Source organism: Vagococcus luciliae (assembly GCF_024637875.1).
In the GTDB taxonomy this organism is placed as follows: Bacteria; Bacillota; Bacilli; order Lactobacillales; family Vagococcaceae; genus Vagococcus; species Vagococcus luciliae.
Genome location: NZ_CP102451.1, coordinates 1,677,364 through 1,697,369 on the forward strand (window position 1 = coordinate 1,677,364; position 20,006 = coordinate 1,697,369).

The 20,006-nt window shown below is 34.0% G+C and carries 14 protein-coding genes; 3 read left to right on the top strand and 11 right to left on the bottom strand.

What is annotated here, in order from left to right:
* Nucleotides 1-89 precede the first annotated feature (89 nt).
* The 9 genes from G314FT_RS08115 to G314FT_RS08155 all read right to left on the bottom strand — a co-directional run bounded on the left by G314FT_RS08115 (nt 90) and on the right by G314FT_RS08155 (nt 15,431).
* The gene (locus tag G314FT_RS08115) at nt 90-908 is read right to left on the bottom strand and encodes a WxL domain-containing protein (RefSeq protein ID WP_257700412.1); all 819 of its coding nucleotides are present in this window, start codon (nt 906-908) and stop codon (nt 90-92) included.
* Between the two features lie 41 nt (nt 909-949).
* Nucleotides 950-4,621, bottom strand: coding sequence for a pectate lyase-like adhesive domain-containing protein (locus G314FT_RS08120; RefSeq protein ID WP_257700414.1), 3,672 nt, complete (start codon nt 4,619-4,621; stop codon nt 950-952).
* A gap of 513 nt (nt 4,622-5,134) precedes the next feature.
* Nucleotides 5,135-5,809 carry a hypothetical protein gene (locus G314FT_RS08125; RefSeq protein WP_257700416.1) on the bottom strand — a complete coding sequence of 225 codons (675 nt, stop codon included), beginning with the start codon at nt 5,807-5,809 and terminating at the stop codon, nt 5,135-5,137.
* A 19-nt stretch (nt 5,810-5,828) separates the two neighbouring features.
* Nucleotides 5,829-6,932: a WxLIP family cell surface protein gene (locus G314FT_RS08130; protein ID WP_257700418.1), complete on the bottom strand. Its 1,104-nt coding sequence runs from the start codon at nt 6,930-6,932 to the stop codon at nt 5,829-5,831.
* 110 nt (nt 6,933-7,042) lie between these two features.
* The gene (locus G314FT_RS08135) at nt 7,043-7,849 is read right to left on the bottom strand and encodes a WxL domain-containing protein (protein ID WP_257700420.1); all 807 of its coding nucleotides are present in this window, start codon (nt 7,847-7,849) and stop codon (nt 7,043-7,045) included.
* Between the two features lie 34 nt (nt 7,850-7,883).
* A complete protein-coding gene (locus tag G314FT_RS08140) occupies nt 7,884-8,699 on the bottom strand; it encodes a WxL domain-containing protein (RefSeq protein ID WP_257700422.1) in 816 nt (271 codons plus the stop codon).
* The gene (locus G314FT_RS08145) at nt 8,689-9,039 is read right to left on the bottom strand and encodes an EF2685/EF0750 family sortase-dependent surface protein (RefSeq protein ID WP_257700423.1); all 351 of its coding nucleotides are present in this window, start codon (nt 9,037-9,039) and stop codon (nt 8,689-8,691) included. The genes G314FT_RS08140 and G314FT_RS08145 overlap by 11 nt, the downstream gene beginning before the upstream one ends.
* 12 nt (nt 9,040-9,051) lie before the next feature.
* A complete protein-coding gene (locus G314FT_RS08150) occupies nt 9,052-12,771 on the bottom strand; it encodes a pectate lyase-like adhesive domain-containing protein (RefSeq protein ID WP_257700425.1) in 3,720 nt (1,239 codons plus the stop codon).
* Between the two features lie 323 nt (nt 12,772-13,094).
* Entirely contained in the window at nt 13,095-15,431 is a 2,337-nt protein-coding gene (locus tag G314FT_RS08155) for a DNA translocase FtsK (protein ID WP_257700427.1), read from the bottom strand.
* 343 nt (nt 15,432-15,774) lie between these two features.
* Between G314FT_RS08155 and sstT the strand changes: the two genes are divergently transcribed.
* Nucleotides 15,775-17,019, top strand: coding sequence for a serine/threonine transporter SstT (gene sstT, locus G314FT_RS08160; protein ID WP_257700429.1), 1,245 nt, complete (start codon nt 15,775-15,777; stop codon nt 17,017-17,019).
* A gap of 129 nt (nt 17,020-17,148) precedes the next feature.
* On the opposite strand, the gene G314FT_RS08165 is transcribed toward sstT, so the two are convergent.
* Nucleotides 17,149-17,652 carry a GNAT family N-acetyltransferase gene (locus G314FT_RS08165; protein WP_257700441.1) on the bottom strand — a complete coding sequence of 168 codons (504 nt, stop codon included), beginning with the start codon at nt 17,650-17,652 and terminating at the stop codon, nt 17,149-17,151.
* A 196-nt stretch (nt 17,653-17,848) separates the two neighbouring features.
* Here G314FT_RS08165 and G314FT_RS08170 point away from each other — a divergent pair, with 196 nt between their 5' ends.
* Both G314FT_RS08170 and G314FT_RS08175 read left to right on the top strand, forming a co-directional pair.
* Nucleotides 17,849-18,304, top strand: coding sequence for a hypothetical protein (locus G314FT_RS08170; RefSeq protein ID WP_257700443.1), 456 nt, complete (start codon nt 17,849-17,851; stop codon nt 18,302-18,304).
* Nucleotides 18,305-18,481: 177 nt separating this feature from the next.
* Nucleotides 18,482-18,613: a hypothetical protein gene (locus G314FT_RS08175; RefSeq protein WP_257700444.1), complete on the top strand. Its 132-nt coding sequence runs from the start codon at nt 18,482-18,484 to the stop codon at nt 18,611-18,613.
* Nucleotides 18,614-19,068: 455 nt separating this feature from the next.
* Here the strand turns inward: G314FT_RS08175 and G314FT_RS08180 are convergent, their stop codons facing one another.
* On the bottom strand, nt 19,069-19,863 hold the full coding sequence (locus G314FT_RS08180) for a helix-turn-helix domain-containing protein (RefSeq protein ID WP_257700445.1): 795 nt from the start codon (nt 19,861-19,863) through the stop codon (nt 19,069-19,071).
* Between the last annotated feature and the right edge of the window lie 143 nt (nt 19,864-20,006).

The window sequence follows — 20,006 nt, forward strand, 5'->3', positions numbered from 1 at the left end:
AAATAAGGATGACATAAAAGACTATTGAACCACAGAAACTCCTAAGAAAAATCTATTTCCTAGGAGTTTCTATCTAATATAAACGATGTTTATTCAGCAGCGATAATTTTCCAAGTTACTTCAGCTTCATAATCACCTTTAACCATGTCGGTTGCTGTTGCAGCTGGGACAGTTAACTTAACAGATTTAGCATCTGCTGCTTTGTCTGCACCTTGAGCATTATAGTCTTTACTTTGACCAAATTCCATAACAAAACGACCTTTACCTTCTTTTTTCGTTTTATCAGCTGTTACCACTGTGACAGCGGGAGCACCTCCACCTTTACCATCATTGTCAGCCAATTGGAAGTTGGTTAACACGTTTGATGGTAACACTTTACTTGAAGCTGTAGCGTCATTTGTTTGTGATTGTGCGGCAATGATACCATTTGAAAAATCAATGGTTGAACCTTTTAACACATTTTCACCTGAAGTGAATTGTTTTGTCAATTGAGCAGTCACTGTGTAGCCATAAGTACCCCCTGCACGAACGTCAGCCCATTGTACATAAGCACCACGTGTTTTAGCGCCACTGTCAAATGACATTGGTGCTGCAAAAGCTTCCACATCGTTTGCTGATGTTTTGATTGTACCAAAGTTTAAATCTGTTGTTCTTTCAAGAGCAAGAGATCCTGTATCAGGGTTTTTGTTTTCACCTGGTGAGTCTGGATCTGGATCTGGTAATGGTTTAGTAGGATCTTCCGGGTCAACTGTTGGTTGATCTGTCCCACCGGCAGTACCTTCTTCCACTTTTACTGAACCTTTAGATGTTAATTGTCCTGCTTCAGCTGATGCCAATAAAGGAGCGCCTAAAGTTGATACTCCTAAAATTGCCAATAAAGCTGTTGAATAAAAAGTTCTTTTTTTCATGATAAATTCCTCCTAATAAGTTTATTATATAAATAATTATTCTACGGTTGACCTTCCATAATTTTCCAAGTAATCTCTCCGATGTAGCTTCCAGTGTAAATATCACCTGAATCACTTAATTGTAATTTAATACCATCAGATTGTTTGGTATCTCCCCAACTATTACTGATATCAAACGAACCAGCTTTCCCGCTAGTATCGCTATAAATTAGTTGACTAGCATCAGATAATACCAATTCTTTTCCGTTAGAAACATAACGTAGCACATCTGTTAACTGTTTACCATCTGTCGTTTGTAAAGGTGTCGTAACAGCGGCTGAAATACTCCACCCATTTTTAGCATCTGCTCTTGTATCTCTTACAACTAAATTTTTATCATATTCAGGTTTTTCAACCCGATTAATAAGAGCGGTGTATTTTACCGTACCGAAATCTAATTCAGTCGGAACAGATTCAAATCCTACAGTTCCCTTCACTCCGTAATTAATCGTCATGGCAGTATCTGTTACATTAAAATTACTTTCCTTATCAGGACGACTAACTAAGAAATAACCATCTGACTCGAGTGTATCTATCTGTTTTACTACTCCGCTATCTTTTGTCAAATCTACAGTGTCGCCAACTTTTGCGTTAATAGTTGTCGTGTAGGTATCTAATACCTTATTTGCTTCATTAACAAAATGAATAGTCAAAACAGAATCAATTTCTGTAATACTTACTTCTATACTCGCGGTAATATCACTAGACATACCAGCATCTTGCGCTGAAACTTTTAGATTTACAGTGTAAGGAGTCGTCTTAATAGTACTTAAGTCGAGTAATCCTCCTAAATCAGAAACAGTAATAAATTTTGTTAAATCCGTTTTAACACCATTTTCTACTTTAAATGAGTCTAAATTAGCATGGGTTAAAATATATTGTTTTAACTGATCTTCAGACATATTTCTTAACTCTTTATAAGTGATAGAAAGGTTATCTCCTGTCAACTGAGTACTAGATTTCGTAATTGTTAAAGTAGAGGTAATAGTCGTTGTATTTCCTGCCTCATCAGCAACATCAACTTTAACTGTATGATCACCTAGTTGAGTCATATAACCATCTATTGTACTTTGTGGTGTCTCCTGATTAAATGAATAAGTATAATTTTTATTGTTTGGATTGGTATCAGCAACATTTTTGACCAACACTTGTGGTGATGGTGTAGCTGAATTAAGTGAGGCATAGTATTGTATACTATCAGCCGTTGGAGCTGTTTTATCTTGTACAGTATTGATTGTATCATCATCTTTACCATCTAGATAAGCATATGCTTTTACCTTTTCTCCTGCTTGAAGTGTCACACTATCTGGCAGAGTAAATTCATATTTACCAGAGCTATCTGCTTTTACATGGAATTTATGAATTTTATCATTTTCATCCGGTGAATTATAAGATGGTGTCGTAATATAACTATCTTTACTTGAATCATTTTCATCTACGACCTTATAAAACGCCACATACGCATTATTATTTACTGTCCCAGTAAATTTTTGTCCACTTGTTAAGTTTTTATTATCACTAATTGCATCAAAACTTACTTGAACATCTGGTATATAATCAAAGACAACACGTGAAAAATTCTCTGTTTTATATTTAGACTTAAAATCATTACTCACACTATTTGTTAAACTGTTAGCTGTAATACTTCCAGTGGTTGTATTACGATAAGGAATGACCATACCATACATTGGACGCCAATTATATGTTGGATCACTCTTTGATGCATCAGCTTTTGTCCATGCAGACACTTCTTGAATACTAGCATTAAACTTACCTGAATCCATACTGATGAGTGACGCATTTGTATTTCCTCTAGCATCTAAATCAACACGACGAACATTAGCAAATGAAAAATTAGCCCCACTAGCAAATTGAAGCATATTCCGAGTACCTGTTCCATTATTAATTCGTGAAGTGAAAATACCACGTTCATCAATTAAAAAAGTTGAGCCATTACCACCATAAATCATTTGATCTGTAGACGTTGTTTCACCGTCCGATACAAACGTTGCGCTTCCTTCATCTGACACTTTAAAGTTAGATTGTGAAGACAAATTTAAAATACGACCTCTACCTCCAGTCTTGTTAATAGACAATGCGCCACTTTTTTCAACATTAATTAGAGAACTTGTCCCCATCGAAATGACTGGCGAACCAGTGGTCATATTTTTAGCATTAACTATCATAGAGGCATTTTCTCCAACATTAATTTGAGAATTATCCTGAAGCATGAATGCAGCACGACTACTATTATTTGCTATTGGGCCTCCAATATTAACATTAAATTGACTTTTATCTGCTAGATTAATACTAGTAATCCATGAACTTGGAACACTGTTGTTGTATCCTAATCTAACTGGTACACGTGTGGTTCCATCAGCTGTTTCAGCAGTTAACTTAGCCCCTTCACCAATATCAATCCGTCCATTCCGTTGAATACTAATAACAGATGGAATACTTCCACCAGATGTTTGCCAACTATTTGTTTCGCCATCATTTCCTAATGTCCTAAGAACAACATTCGCATTTTTTCCAACAGTTAAGGAAGGCTGAATAGTTGAAACAGTATCCCAATTAGAGTACCAACTCCCTAAAATAACGGCATCTCCTTGCTCTGTTTCGATCAAAGTATCTGTGTTATCTGAGAAAGATAAGGTATGAGACTCTAATCCAGATTGACGAGTATCCGCCATAGAGCGGTTTTTTCCATCGTATGATATATAAGAAGAGTCTTTAGAGCGGATATTATTTTTCCCTTCAAATTTTATAACAGCTTGAAAAGAGGCAGTTATCTGTGAACCAGTGTAATTAACATTACGATACGTAATACTTGATCCATACGCATTTCTATCCCACATGGTCACAGGACCAAAATAATGTCCACCGTATAAATCAACATTATCCACAATAGGTTTATGTACAATGGATGTATTAGTTCCCCATTTATAAGAATAACCTATAAAATCTAAAGAATACCCATTTCCTAATAACACATAATCTTTTCTGCGATCATTTAAAGAGCGATCTGCTCTAACAGTACTCGTATTGGTCATATTATTTTGTACATCGATAATGGTTGTATCATTAGACATTAATGCTGCATCTAATTGTGACCATGTACTAACTTTTGCTACTTTACCAGTATAAATAACAACAGTAGTTGTTAAGTCCTTTCCTATACCAGAATATTCTGAGGGAACAGTCAAGGTTACTTTGTGTTCAGCTAAATCAGTTGAAGTGGTCGATAATAAATCACCTAAATCGCCTACTACAATGTTATCTGATACATCTCCTAATAAACCAGTTGCAGTCGCACCACTCTCATATAAAATCATTGATTTGGCCGCATTAATATCACCATTTAATGCTTTAATGTCATCTGGACTTTTCCCAAAATTGTAAGCAACAATCCCTGTGTTTTGACTATCCAGACTAAACTGCTTTAAATTGGGCAAATTACCAAACGCTTTTTTGGTACTCACAGCACGTAATTTATTCATCTTACTAAAATCAGTTGTATCTGTTGTCTCACCACTATCAGTTTCCTCTATACTTGATGATGTGGTTAAAGTCGTAGAGTTCGTTTTTTCTGCAGCATAGACCATATTAGATAAAAAAACTAACAATAAAACACTTAGAAAAGTAAAAAAATAAATCAAATATTTTTTTTTCACTTTTATCCCCCCTGAATCTCAAAATAATAAACAACTATCACCTTCTTTCATTAGAATTGAGTAATATATCGCAATATAAAACTCAAAAAATGCTATTAATATCAAAAAATAACCAGCCTTTTTTTATTATAAATAATATATGAAAAAAAAACAATTATTTTGTAAAAAAATTATGAACAAATATATATAACCTATATTTAAAAAACAAAATCGTAGGTAAAGTTCCTTTTTTATTATTTAAATGTAAATTTAAGGTAAATTACTATAAATAAGATTATTATTGCTTATTAAAAAACATTTAAATAATATTTAGTTATTTTACGATAAAATTAAAGAATAAATTATATCATAACGAACACCTTACTAACAATAAATACTAATCTATAATTAAAATAACCTTTTCACGACATAATACAGTATAAATAGTTAAACATAACACATGTCAACATTAGAAAGTAAAATAAAAAAGTGTGAGCAAACAGTATTAGTATTGTTTGCTCACACTTTTTTATTTTACTTTCCTTTTATCAAAACAGATTTATCAACTTTATAATACCTAAAGACGTCTCCTTCATAGTCTTTAGCACTTTGAATATCTTTTAAAAACCCATTAACCAACTCACTGTTACCATAAAAGTTTTTTGTTTGGGTACTAGCGTTCATCCCCAACTGTTTAACTGAATTGTAATAACGATTTAAAACAAGTTGACCATCTACTGAATTTAATTTGTTTGCTTTTTTTGTACCATAGCTTGCCATTGAGGTGGATAATTGACGAATATTTTGTTCTAATTTTGTTTGATCATCCTTTTTATCTCGTAGTAATTTTAGCTGATCTTCAAAATCACGTATTAAATAATAAGAATTCACAATCGATTCAGAATCTTCTTTAGATAGATTCATTGCTTGATAGTACCTAGCATATGCTGTCCCACTAAATAAAGTAATAGAGAGAATTAAAGACACTATAAATAACGTTAGAACAGAACGTTTTTTTCTATCTAGTACAATTTTTTGGCGTTTTTTATTTCGTTTGGCTTTTTTTCCTTTGGATTTGGTATTAGATAAAACTTTTAATTGCTTTTTGACAGAAATAAAGCGAAACAGAAAATAAAAGACACCAATCACAGTCAAACATCCTATTGATAATACAATTATATATATTAATTCTGTGTCTATATTTGGCATATCTTTATTCCCCTATAACTCATCTATTTTTCTTACGATTTTTATTTTTACTTTTACCTTTTTTCTTTTTTGATTTTTCTTCGTCTTTTTTATTTTTACGACGAACCAATAAAACAATGATAATAATAATCAACAATAAGATTCCAACAATTAAAAGAATTAACTTCCAATTAAAGCCCTTTTCCTGTACCAATCCCACATCTCGATTATTAAATTCATCTGCTTCTTTACTGGTTATTTCAAATTCCTGTTTCCAATGCCATTTTTGGTTTCGTTCATCAGATGTAACTAAAATATCCGCAACATATTGACCTGGCACCATTGCTTCACCATTCATACTAACTGGGTAATTAATCAATGAATTAGGAGCCATGCGCATAGCTGTTTGTTTTTTTTCATAAAGAGCTGTTTCGCTGCCTTTTTTCATAATTTTAACTTCGGTTGTCATATCATTGACATATGACGGCATAATATTTGAAAAATTAACAAAAATAGCATTTCGATAATTACTTTGACCAGCTGCTACTTTGTTTAATTTTAATTCAGGTGGCACATCTTTTGTGTCTTCTTGTAAAACAACCCCGATAACATAGGCATACTTATTGATAATTCTGGTCCCACCTTGTTCAGAGGCTGTCCCTTTTTGATTCTCTTTTTGCAACTCAATCCCACCAGCAATAACCCCTTCATAGGCTTCTTTTGGCATGGTAATGGTATAAGACACGTCTTTGGTTTCGCCTGCTGCTAATTCAACTTTATCTGGACCTTTCATCACATCTTTCAAATCATATTTTAACGATTTATCTTTTTCTAAAGTCGATTTTCCGTATTCAATCACGCCATTTTGGTTTGTTTTTGCACTGTTTATATCAGCCGAAACCACAATTTTTTCTTTACCCGGATTATTAAAAGTGATGGATACATCTTGTTTTTGTCCTGGTTTAAGCATTAATTTAAAATAACCTAAACTTTTATCTTCTTGGCTATCCGGATAATTGACTTTGTAATTAAATCCAGTGGTTGCCTCTTGATCATCTGCCGCAAAGCTTGTCATAGATAAGCTAAGTAACATTATTCCAATTAACAACAGTGACCTGTAACATACTCGTAATTTTCCCCTCATATTCAAACCCCGCATAACTATTTTTATTTACATCCATAAACACATAAAGTCAAAGCCAGTTTTGAAGCTGACTTTGACAGAATTCAATTGTATCTTAATTATAACACAAATTATTCAGCAGCTACAATTGACCATTTTACTTCTGCTTCATAGTCACCTTTAACCATGTCAGTTGCTGTTGCAGCAGGAACAGTTAATTTAACAGATTTGTCATCTGTTGAAGGAGTACCTGTCTTAGAATCAGCACTTTGACCAAATTCCATAGTAAGACGACCTTTACCTTCTTTAGCTGTTTTATCAGCTGTTACAACAGTGACAGCAGGACCTTCTGCTCCATCTGTATCAGTTAATGTGAAAGCATTTTTAACGTTACCAGGTACTGCTTGACTCATAGCTGTGCTATCATTTGTTTGGGCTTGTGCTGCTACCATACCATTTGAAAAGTCAAGTGTTGCTCCTTTTAATACATTAGCACCTGATGTGAATTGTTTTGTTAATTGAGCTTGCACTGTGTATCCGTAAGTACCACCGGCACGAACGTCAGCCCATTGTACATAAGCACCACGAGTTTTAGCTTTGTCATTAAATGTTACTGGTGCAGCAAAAGCTTCTACATCGTTTGCTGATGTTTTGATTGTTCCAAAGTTTAAGTCTGTAGTTCTTTCAAGAACAAGAGATCCTGTATCAGGGTTTTTGTTTTCACCTGGTGAGTCTGGATCTGGATCTGGTAAAGTTTCACCAGGATTTTCTGGATCGACTGTTGGTGTATCAGTACCACCGGCAGTACCTTCTTCAACTTTTACTGAACCTTTAGATGTTAAAGATCCTGCTTCAGCTGATGCCAATAAAGGAGCGCCTAAAGTTGATACGCCTAAAACTGCTAATAGAGCTGTTGAATAAATTTTTCTTGCTTTCATTATATTTCTCCTCCTAAAAATTTATATATATATGTTAAGGCAATTTACCTAACACCCATGTTAATTCTGTTTCATAAGAAACAGGTTGAATCGTCACAGAATCAGGAACTGTCAATGTCACTGCTGAATTTTTAATAATTGGCTTTTTGTTTTTTTCATCTACCAATTGATTTTTTTTGTCATCAACAGCAGGTGACAGAGTAGCTGTCTGATTGTTGTGATTTTGCTCAGAAGCACCAAATGATATAAACCATGTTCCGCGTGCTTCTTTAGGCTTGGCTGATGCGACTTCATAAGAAACGCCCATCTCATTGATCGCGATGGTCTCTCTTGTCACAGTTGGGGGGCGACTCTCACTTAAAGAGTTTGCCCATCCTTTGTCCAAAGAAAGAACGGCTCCTTTTAACTCATCAGCCAAGCGTGGATCTTTTGTGACACTAGTAAATTGGTGGTCTTGTCTAATTTGAAGCGACCAACCTACTTCTGTGTCTTGTTGATTTGTAACCTGAATATAATTAGCTCTAGCAGGTGTATCACCAACATATTGTTGTGCTAATGCAGCATATTTTCTATTTGTTTCAGTGATTTTATTTGCACCAAAATTGATTGGTGAAACAAAATCAATTCTCAAATCTCCAGTTGTTGAATAATCTGTATCTGGGTCAACTGGGTTGCTAGGATTTTCAGGGTCGAGTGGCTCAGTTTTATCTGTTGTCTCCACTTTGAGACTTCCTTTATTTCCTAATTCATCATTCTGAGCCAGTACGCTATTACTACCAGCAACTAAAAACATTAATGCTGTACAAGTAATCATTCCTCCAAAAAGTGATGTCATTCCACTAATTTTCATCGTCATCATCCTTTCTACGTTTTCGTAAAAAGAACAATAACACAACCAGTATAAGAATTGCTATACCAATAAAACCATAATTTTTTATGATTTCACCAGTTTGAGGTAAAATACCTTTATCCTTGGTTGTAGTAGAGCCACTATTCTTTGGTTGGGAAGACGATTGTGGTGTGGAACTACTACTCTTTGTCGTTCCTTGATCATCTTCATAAAAGGATATTTCACTGGGTACGACGACTTGTCCATTAGCAGAAGCTCCTAACACAACGTAGGGACTTGTTAAAATACTCATTAGCACAACCATTAAACAGATTAAAAAGTGATTCTTTTTTTTTGTCATCCTTTCATCTCCTTAAGGTTGTCCTTCCATAATTTTCCAAGTGATTTCTCCGGTATATTGACCAGTATGGATATCACCTGAAGATCCAAGTTGTAATTTAATACCATCGGATTCTTTTTTATCGCTCCAGTCTTTACTGATATCGTGTAGCCCATTTTTACCAGTATCAACACGATAGATAGGTTGAGCCGCATCAGAAAGAATCACTTCTTCCCCTGACAACACATATCTCAGAACGTTTTGAAGCTTTTTACCATCTTTTGTTTGTAAGGGGGTAGTAACAGCGGCTGTTACTCTAAAGCCATCCGCTTGACCAGAACGTGTATCCCGCACGACTAACTCTTTATCATATGTTGGTTTTTCTACACGATTAGGCATTGCAATGAACTTAACTGTACCAAAATCAAGCGCAGTTGGCACGGATTTGAATTGTACCGTTCCAAGTACTGTATAAATCACTGTCATCTCGGTATCTGTCACATTAAATGATGCTTCATTTTCAGGACGTTTACTTTGATTTATCAGATAACCATCTTGACTTAATTGTGCGATTTGCTTAGCTAATGTTTCATTCTTAGTTAAATCGATGACGTCACCAACTTGTGCCTTAATTGTCGTTGTGTAATCATCCATGACTTTGCCTACTTCATTGACAAATTTAAGCGTTATAACCGAATCAATATCCGTAACTGTGACATTAATATTACCTAAAATATCCGTTTCTCTTCCTGCATCTTTTGCTGAAACAACAAGATAGACTTTATAAGGCGTTGGTTTAATATTAGCTAAATCTGATAACCCATTTAAATCTTTCACCGAAATAAAGTTAGTCAAATCAATTTTTTTACCATTCGACAATTTATACGCTTCAAGATTGCCATTTTTTACGATATACTGCTTAATTTCATCTTCTGACATATGTCGTAAGTCTTTAAATGAAATAGATAAATCTTTAGATGTTAAATTAGTCTCAGTTTTAACGATAGTTAATTTAGCATCAAAAGTTGCCGTATTACCTGCATCATCTGACACATCCACCTTAACAACATGTTCACCCATTTGTGACATGTAACCATCTACTACATTTTGCGGCGTTTCCTTATTGAATTGATAAGTAAAACCTTTATTATTAGGGTTACTGTCTTTGATGTTAGTAACAAATTTTTCAGGTAACGGTGTCGACGCATTCAACGATTCATAATAGTTCGTTCCATCTCCAGTTGGAGGTGTTTTATCTTGAACTTCTTTAGTGACAGTGTCATCTTTTCCATCAAGAAAGGCATAAGCTCTAATTTTCTCTCCTGCTTTTAATGCCACACTACTTGGAATATCAAACGTGTAATTACCACTTTTATCCGCCATCACGTGAAACTTACGTTTATTATCCCCTTCTTCAGGAGAATTATAAGAAGGTGTTGTTAAAAACGTATCTTTGCTTAAGTCTGTTTCACTAACTACTTTATAAAATGCCACATAAGCTCCTGGATTAACTGTACCAGAAATTTTTTGGCCACTAGATAGTTTAATATTATCGCTAATATCCTCTACTGCCAATTTAACATCAGGAATGTAATCAAAGACTACACGTGAAAAATCTTGTGTTTTATAATTATTTTTAAAATCATCACGCATAGCATACGTCATACTACCAGCAGTCACATCATTTGTTGTCACAATTTGATCACGATAAGGTATTTTCATGTTATACATTGGGCGCCAATTATACGTGGCTTCTTCATCATTTGAATTTTCTTTCTTCCATGCTCGTACTTGTTGGATACTTGCATTAAATGTTCCTTGATCCATACTAATTAACGTTGCATTTGTGTTTTTACGCGTATCTAAGTCAACTCGTCTTGCATTAGCAAACGTAAAATTAGCATTTCTCGCAAACTCTAACATGTTTCGGACACCAGTACCGCCTTCTATACGAGAAGTAAAATTACCTCGTTCACCGATAATGAAGTTTGAATTAGAACCACCGTAAATCATTGAATCCTTTGAATCAGTTTCATTTTCTGAAATAAAGGTTGCCGTTCCTTCATCGGACACATCAAATTTAGAATTAGATCCTAGATTCAATATGTTACCAATCCCACCTTCTTTATTTACAGAAAGCAAGCCGTTTTTAGCTATATTTAGGTTGGAATTAGTTCCCATTCTTATTACTGGAGAACCTGCTGTCATCTTTTTAGCATTGACTTGTATTAAAGCATTCTCACCAACATTAATAGCAGAATTATCTTGAAGTATCATTGCTGCATTATTCCTTGAAACAGGACCATTCACATTCACATTTAATTTGCTATTCTTTTCTAAATCAATAGTCGTCTGCCAGCCATAACTTCTAAAAGAAGCTCCATGATAAGCTAATCTAATAGGAGTACGTACCGTATCTTCGGCTGTTTCGGCAGTAACTTGAGACCCTTCTTCCAACCTAATACGTCCATTTCTATGAATACTAATAACTGAATAAATCGTCCCACCATCAGTATTCCAAGTCTTACTCTCACCTGTATTACCTAAAGTCTTGAATTTAACATTAGCATTTTTCTCTACTACCATACTTGGTTGTATATCAGCTACAGGTTCATTATTAGCTCGATAGGCTCCTACTGCAATCGCATCCCCATTTTCTACTTCTATCAAAGTATCTGTATTTTCTCTAAATATAATAGTATGACATTCAAGTCCTGCTTGATTAGTATCATTAAAAGAAATTTCTTGACCATCATAAGAGGTATACTTATTAGCTGTAGAATAGATTTCATTTTTCCCTTCAAAAGACAAAACAGACTGGTAAGATGCTGTTACTTGAGAACCATGAAAATTAACATTTCTAAATGTTAAAAAACTTTCTTCAGGTAATATATTTTGAAAAGTCACAGCTCCATAGTAAGTAGTACTGTAATGATCTAAATTATCCAAAGTAATACTGTGAATGCCTCTTTCACCCGCTGAGAACGTGTAATAATCTCCAATAAAATCTAGGGAATACCCATTTCCTAACAAAGCGATATCCATCTTATCTCTAGGAAAATAATTTACCCTACGTCCTACAGCTGTTCTTCTCGTATTTTTCATACTATTTTGAACATCAATTATTTTTACATCAGCACTAACTAAAGCTGCATGCAACTCATCCCACGTACTAACTTTTGCCACTTTACCAGTATAAATAATAATGTCGGTTGTCAAATCTTTGTCAGTACCAGAATACTTTGCTGGAACAGTCAAAGTAATGTGATGTTCTGATAAGTCATTAGATGATACTGAAAATAAATCTCCCAAGTCACCGACTTCAATATGTTCAGATACATCAACAACTTTACCACCCGACAATCCATATGCCACAGCACCTGTTTCGTATAAAATCATCTCTTTAGCTGCATCTTCATTTCCATTTAATGATTGGATATCTTCCATACTCTTACCAAAATTGTAAGCAACAATTCCCAAACCTTTATCATTCAAGCTAAACTCTCTTAGATTTTTTAAGTCACCCCATTCCTTATTTGACTTAGTTGATACGCCTTTTAACGACGCACTCCTACTACTTGCTTTGGCATTAACACTTTTTTCACTATTTTTGGTGCTATCTTTCGTTGTCATTTCAGTTTTCGCTTCAGATGATTTTTGACTCTCTTTAGCTTCTGATTGCCATCCAATTGACATGCTTATTACCATAGACAGTATTAATACAAAGAAGTAAACAGGATTTTTTTTTTTCATTTTATCCCTCCTGTGATAAGTCAATTACTTGTTTATCACCCTCTCCTCCAATTAATCAATCTTTTTTAACATAAAAAAGCATTAAATAGAACCTAAAGTTGTTTTAAAAACTAAATGAACAACTTTATGTTTATTATAGTTAAAATTTTTCTAAAAAACAAATATTTTATGAATTTTTTATGAATTTTAATATTATAAGTATGTTAAATATACAAAACAATTTTTAGTTTTCACTCGCACTAATCATTGATAAATCTGATATGAGAACTCTTTCAAAAAAATAAAAAAAGAAAGTATTTGTAAAAAAAATACTCTCTTTTAATTCAATTTTCTATGGCCTCATCATCACTATAAGTCATTAATACTTTACGTGGTTTACTTCCTTCAGATGCACCAACGACCCCCTGTTCTTCTAATTCATCAATGAGTCGTGCTGCACGGTTATAACCAATTCTAAAACGTCGTTGAAGAAGTGAGATACTCGCTGTTTGCATTTCAATTATTAAAGCTTTTGCTTCATCAAAGTACTCATCCAAGTCTTCAGTCGAACCACTTGTTGTTGTATTTTCTGATGGCATCATGTGTTCCTGATAGTCTGCTTCTTGTTGATTCGTCACAAATTCCACAAGATGTTCAACTTCTTCATCTGATATAAAGGCCCCTTGCACACGAATAGGTTTATTTTCACCCATTGGAACAAACAACATATCTCCTCTACCAAGTAATTTTTCCGCTCCATTACTATCAATAATAGTACGTGAATCTGTTCCACTTGATACAGCAAAGGCAATTCGTGAAGGGACGTTTGCTTTAATAATTCCTGTAATAACATCCACACTTGGTCGTTGAGTGGCTAAAATCATATGAATACCAGCCGCTCTTGCCATTTGCGCCAATCGAATAATGGCATCTTCCACTTCATTACTTGCAACCATCATCAAGTCAGCCAACTCGTCAACGATAACGACGATATAAGGTAAACTTGATTTGTTTTCTCCAGTCGTTTGATTATGTTTTTTCACCATATCATTGTAGCCATTCATGTTTCGCACACCAAAACCAGCAAACAATTCGTAGCGTCTTTCCATCTCTTCTACGACTTTTTGCAGTGCTTGAGCGGCTTTTCTAGGATTTGTCACAACAGGTGTCAACAAATGCGGCACACCGTTATAGACATTTAATTCCACCATTTTCGGATCAATCATCATCATTTTAACTTGATGTGGCTTAGCCTTCATTAAAATACTAGAAATGACTGTATTGATACAAACAGATTTTCCACTACCAGTAGATCCTGCTATTAATAGATGGGGCATTTTTGTTAAATCTGCCGTCATCACTTCACCAGAAATACTTCGCCCTAACGGCACTTCAAGTAATAAATCGTCATGATTGTTTTCTGACTCAACCACATCACGAAATGACACCATACTGGTTGTTTGATTTGGTACTTCAATCCCAATCAATGATTTCCCAGGAATTGGTGCTTCCATCCGAATGTCTTTTGCTGCTAAAGCTAAGGCTAAATCATCGGTCAATCCAACGACTTTACTTACCTTCACCCCAACAGCTGGCTGAATTTCAAACCGAGTCACAGAGGGGCCAAGACTTGCTCGCACCACTTTGGCATCCACTCCAAAACTATCAAACGTTTGTTCCAATACCTTAACATTTTTTTCAACTAATTTGTATTCTGCACTTTGATCAGTGAGTGGAATATCATTTAATAATTCAACTGGTGGTAATTCATAATCTTCGTTTTCTTCGCCTTCTGGTAAATCAAAAAAGAGTGGCTTTTCTTTTTCGGATTCACCCATTTTATTTTCTTTTGATCCCTTTTTAGGTCGTTCAACGGTTTGTTGCTGATCACGCTTTTTATAATGATCTTGATAACTATCAATTTCTAAGGTCAGTTGTTCTTTCTCACCTGCCTCATCATCACTTATTAAGGGCTCTTGTTGCTTTTTTTCTTTACTTTTTGTCTCTTTGGGTTTATTTTCTGAAACTTTTGACTGATCTTTCTTATTCAGTTTTTTTTTTTCATCTCGATCTTGCTTTTTTTCTTTTAGTGAATGAAAAAACTGACTACCAAAATCAACTACTTTATCAGCGACTTGAGACACACCGATATTAGAAACAAGTAGCACACCTGCTACCATCGCTAGAAAGGCAACCACATAAGAGCCTACCTTAGACACTAAAAAGTACGTTACTGTATAAAGAAGGGCACCGATCATCCCTCCTCCAACTGATTGCGTGACACTACTTGCTTTTATGTCAGAAGAAATTTTTTGCCATGTCATGGCTAGGATGTTTGTATCACGACTAATCGTTTTAAATAAACCAATTTCAATAAATAACAATAATCCTAGAAAAAATACTAATAGACCTATTACCAAACTTTTTCGTTTAAATTTAGGATCTTTCCCCATTAACATCAAAAGCGCTCCATAAATAATTAAATAAAGAGCCATTACTAGATGCAAATTTCCCACAAAAAAGCGAAAGACGTTTGTCATCAACATCCCTAAAAATCCTAATCGTAACCCACCTAAAATGCCAAATAAGATAAATGACACACCAATTAGGAAATAAGTTGTTCGCTCTTGTTGTTCTTTTTGCTTCTTAGTAGGCGCTCGTTTTGTTTTCTTTTTCGCCATAATCTCTCTCCTTTAAGTCATCAGTGATATTATACTATATTTGTTTTAGTTTTTCTTGTTCTTTTATTTTTTCAGCAAACACTCGTATCTATCTTTTTTTCTCATAGATACTTAATAAATTAATTGGTACATCTTTTCTTAACTAGTTTAACTCATAATAAACTAGTTTTTATTATAATAAAAAAAATCAAGTAAACCGGTGTTAAAATAAGCTGTTTTCAAATTAAAATCTTTTATAATATAATAAAAAATGAAAAAAATTTGAATTAATTTCAAAACAAGTGTTTATTTTTATCACATTTTACAGTATATTATATTAATATTACAAAAAGGAGAGAACGCTATGAAAAAGATTAGAGAGTTATCATTAATCCAAAAAATCTGTATCGGTATTGTCGTCGGGGCAATTTTAGGGATGTTGGTACCTTCCTGGACTTGGATTAAAATACTAGGTGATCTCTTTATCGGGGCTTTAAAGGCAATTGCACCTTTATTAGTCTTTTTCCTCATTATCGATTCGTTATCTAAACAACAAAAAGGCATTAAAACACATATGCGAACTGTCATTATTTTATATTTGAGTGCAACCTTTATTGCTGCCTTAGTTGCAGTGTTTGCCTCAGACTTATTCCCAGTAAAATTGGTTTTACCTGATGTAGCTGTCGAGCAACAAGCTCCAGATGATTTATGGAAAATTTTATCTGATATTATCATTGGAGCTGTCATGAACCCAGTTCAAGCCATTATTGAAGGCAATTACCTGTCTCTATTATTCTGGGGGGCAGTTATTGGTGTGTGCATGAGAAGTGCAGCAGACGTCACAAAAAATATCATGTCAGATATTTCAGATACCATTTCTAAAGTCATTCAAATTATTATTCAACTAGCTCCAATTGGGATTGTAGGATTAGTCTTTAATTCTATTTCTGAAATTGGAATTAAAGGACTAGCCGAGTACGGTAAATTAATTTTATTATTAGTAGGTACTATGTTATTTGTGTCATTTATTGTATACCCATTTATGGTCTTTTTGCTACTCAAACAAAACCCTTATCCATTAACAATGTTTTGTATGAAAGAAAGTGGCATTCCTGCCTTCTTTACGCGTAGTTCAGTTGTTAATATTCCAATTAATATGGAGTTATGTGAGAAACTAGGATTAGATAAAGAATCATACTCTATTTCTATCCCACTAGGAGCAACTGCTAATAGTGGGGGTGCGGCGATTACGATTTCAATCATGACGTTAGCAACAGCTTATACAATGGGAATGGATATTCCGTTTCTTCTTGCTTTTCTACTCTGTTTATTAGCAGCCATTTCATCAACTGGTGTATCTGGTATTGCTGGAGGAAGTTTACTTCTTATCCCTCTTGCATGTAGCTTATTTAATATTTCAAATGATATTGCCATGCAAGTTGTTGGAATTGGATTTATCATTGGAGTTGTCCAAGACTCTGTTGAAACAGCCCTTAACTCAGCTGCTGATTTGTTGTTTGCAGCAACAGCTGAATTTTATGATAAGCAAAAGTCTGGTCAGACAATTGATTTAAATGAACGTGTCAGAGAGGCTAGAAAATTACTTTAATAAAAAAACTCCCTCAAAAGTTGGGGGAGTTTTTTTATTATTTAAATTTAGGCGCTAAAAACAAATAGACAATAATAATCTGCCTTTAACACCTGTTTATTATCACTTTCACTTACCATAGGATCACTGTCATCCATTTGTTTTCATCTCCTTCTTTGATTTAATAGTTGGAATAAGTTGAATATCTTTTTTAAATACTTTAAACACTAAATCTCCATCTGTGTACTCTTCCATTAGCTCACTGTAACCTAATTTTTGATAAAAATGCCAAGCTGACTGTCTTCCTGTTAGAAAAATCGTTGTATAGCCTAATCGTTTCGCAACATCTTCAGCATAGACCATTAGTTTTTTACCTAGACCTTGTCCTTGACAGGATGGGCTAATAGCGACTTGCTTAACTTGAACGCAAGATGAAAAACATGGATGCAATAATAATGTGCCAACGACTTTACCATCTTGTTTAATCACTAAATGAATATCTGATTTTTCTTCTATTGGTGCGTCAACTAATAATGGTTTACCTGCACTCTTACGGAGTACCTGGTTTCGTAGATGTAGTGTTTCTTTATAGACAGCACTATTCCATTTGATTAAAGTAAAAACTGTTTTACCAAGGTTATTCCCCCTTTTCATGTCGTTTGAAAATAATCAATTAATTTAGCCTATCAACATAGCTTCTTATTATTTTCCACTACAAATTAACAAATGACGTGGTGATTGTCAAAAGAAAGATATCATGATTTTATCTAGTAAGAACACGTCATTATGTTATGATAAATAAGGGTATCAAAAAGGAGTAACCAAAAGAGGATTTATTGGAGGGTATCAAATGTCATTGAAAAAAAGTATGACAAGTATTTATTTAGTAGTAATGATGGTTGTATTAGTTGGTTGTAGTAATAAAGTCACTCAAAAAGAGTTGATGAATCATGATTGGAAATTTGTGACAGAAGATGAAAACAAAGATGAAGAAGTGACTATGGTTGCTTCATTTACCAAAACATCTGTGATTCTATCTTTTGATGCGAGTAGTATGAAAAGCGAAACATCAAATGAATACGAAGAATATGGTGAAAGTATTGCGAAAACAATCCTTTCAAACATGAATTACAAAGTGGATTACGACCTAAATGGTGAAACCATTCATTTAAAAAATACCGATTTAGGACTAGATGATGATTTAACCATAAAAAAAGATAAAAAGAATGTTGTCTTAAGTAGTGATAAATCTGATGAGTCAGTCACACTTGTTCCACTGGATAAAAAAACAAATTCTAGCAAATAATCACCTCACTATGCTATTCCCTACTTATAGGATGTAAATGAGGTGATTAATATGGATGAAGTAAGTCTCTTTGATTTTCCAGAATAAGTCAAGTCTGATTTAAGAATGAAACTTCAGTCGAATGATGCTACAATGCACACTAAGGAAAGTTTAATAATCTTTTTTAAAGCACCCCAAATGGATTATACAAAAGTTGCACCATTTTTAACTGATCGAACTGAAAAAGTAATCTATGATGTTCATGACAAAGCTGTGTATATTTTAGACTGGTCTGAAAATGGTTTTATCACTACATTTAAACATCTATAACCTTCCAACTTTTGGAAGGTTTTTTTATCTTTTTTGATATCGTCACGATTCTTTCATCTTTTTTTAAACTTGTTCATAAATCCTTCTTATCATTTTACGTTTCATTTAAGGTTTAGCTTGTATGATTAAGACAGGTCAAAGAGAGAGATAGTCATTCAACACTTTGAATTTTTATTAGAGCAATAGAAACTCATTTGTTTCTAGCTCTTGCTTATATGTGGGCGAACGTGGTGTTTTCACTCTAAGAGTCTAAACGTGTGTTTGTTCTCTATTTACCGAGGTGTAGGTTCGAATCCTACCGTCCACTTAGTACCATCATTTATTTTGAAAGGATGATTTTTATGAAGAAAAAAACTGTTATCATTGCCACTATCGCGACTGCTATCCTTGCTTTTAAAAAGCATCAACAAAAAACACTTAATAAACAGACTGGCTTTTATAGTTAGTCTGTTTTTTTAACTCCTTTGAAAGGCCAGTATTTTTTGCTTAATATCAAACATCTCTTCTTCACTTACTGGAGTGTCTTTTATTGATTGATTGAACCAATCAGGCAATGTTTCTGTTTTTGATGTGGTTGTCTTACCTTTTTTGCTTTCAACAACAAGTCGCTCAAATTTTTCTCTTAACTTTTTAGGCTGTCTGATATGACGAGACCAAAAATCATTGGTTTTTAACCAGTTAATCATGTGATCTATGTCCTCTATTTTCACGCCATCTTGCTTATTTAACAAGGACATCTCACTTGCCCAAGCATTTAAGTTAACTTTGCTCATCTCTTTTGGAAAATCTTTTGATAGATTCGTGTGTAACATTTTTGCTAATCTCATATGCTCTTCCATATATTGATGCTTTTTATTCATTATTTTATTCTTTTTAGTATTCACTGTCTTATTCTCTTTAAACTTTTCTTCAATAGGGGCAATCACATTCGTTGGTGAGGTAAACTCTTTTTGTTTCATAGGCTCTTCAACAATTTTTATATGCCTCTTGTCGATTTCTTTACTGTCTTTTTTATAATGCAACTCCACTGTCACAAACCCTTGCTCTTTTAGTTGATTAATCCATTTTGAAATAGACGTTTTACTCACATCATATAGTCTGGCAAAATAATCATTGGTTGCCCAGCAATACCCTTGTTGATGACATAAAGCAGAAATGTCTCCATATAACAGTTTGGCATTAGCACTGATCGTTTTAGCGTATCTCACATGAGCTGGAATAATCGCAAAATAAGTTGGTTGTGTTGTCATCATCTCATCCTCCATCTTTTTCTCTACACTTATATAAACGTTTGAGAAATGGATTCTGTCACTAATATTTTTAACTTGTTAAGATTTACTTATGACTAGTTTTATCTTACGATGAAATAAATCACAAAAAGGAGGCATGTTTT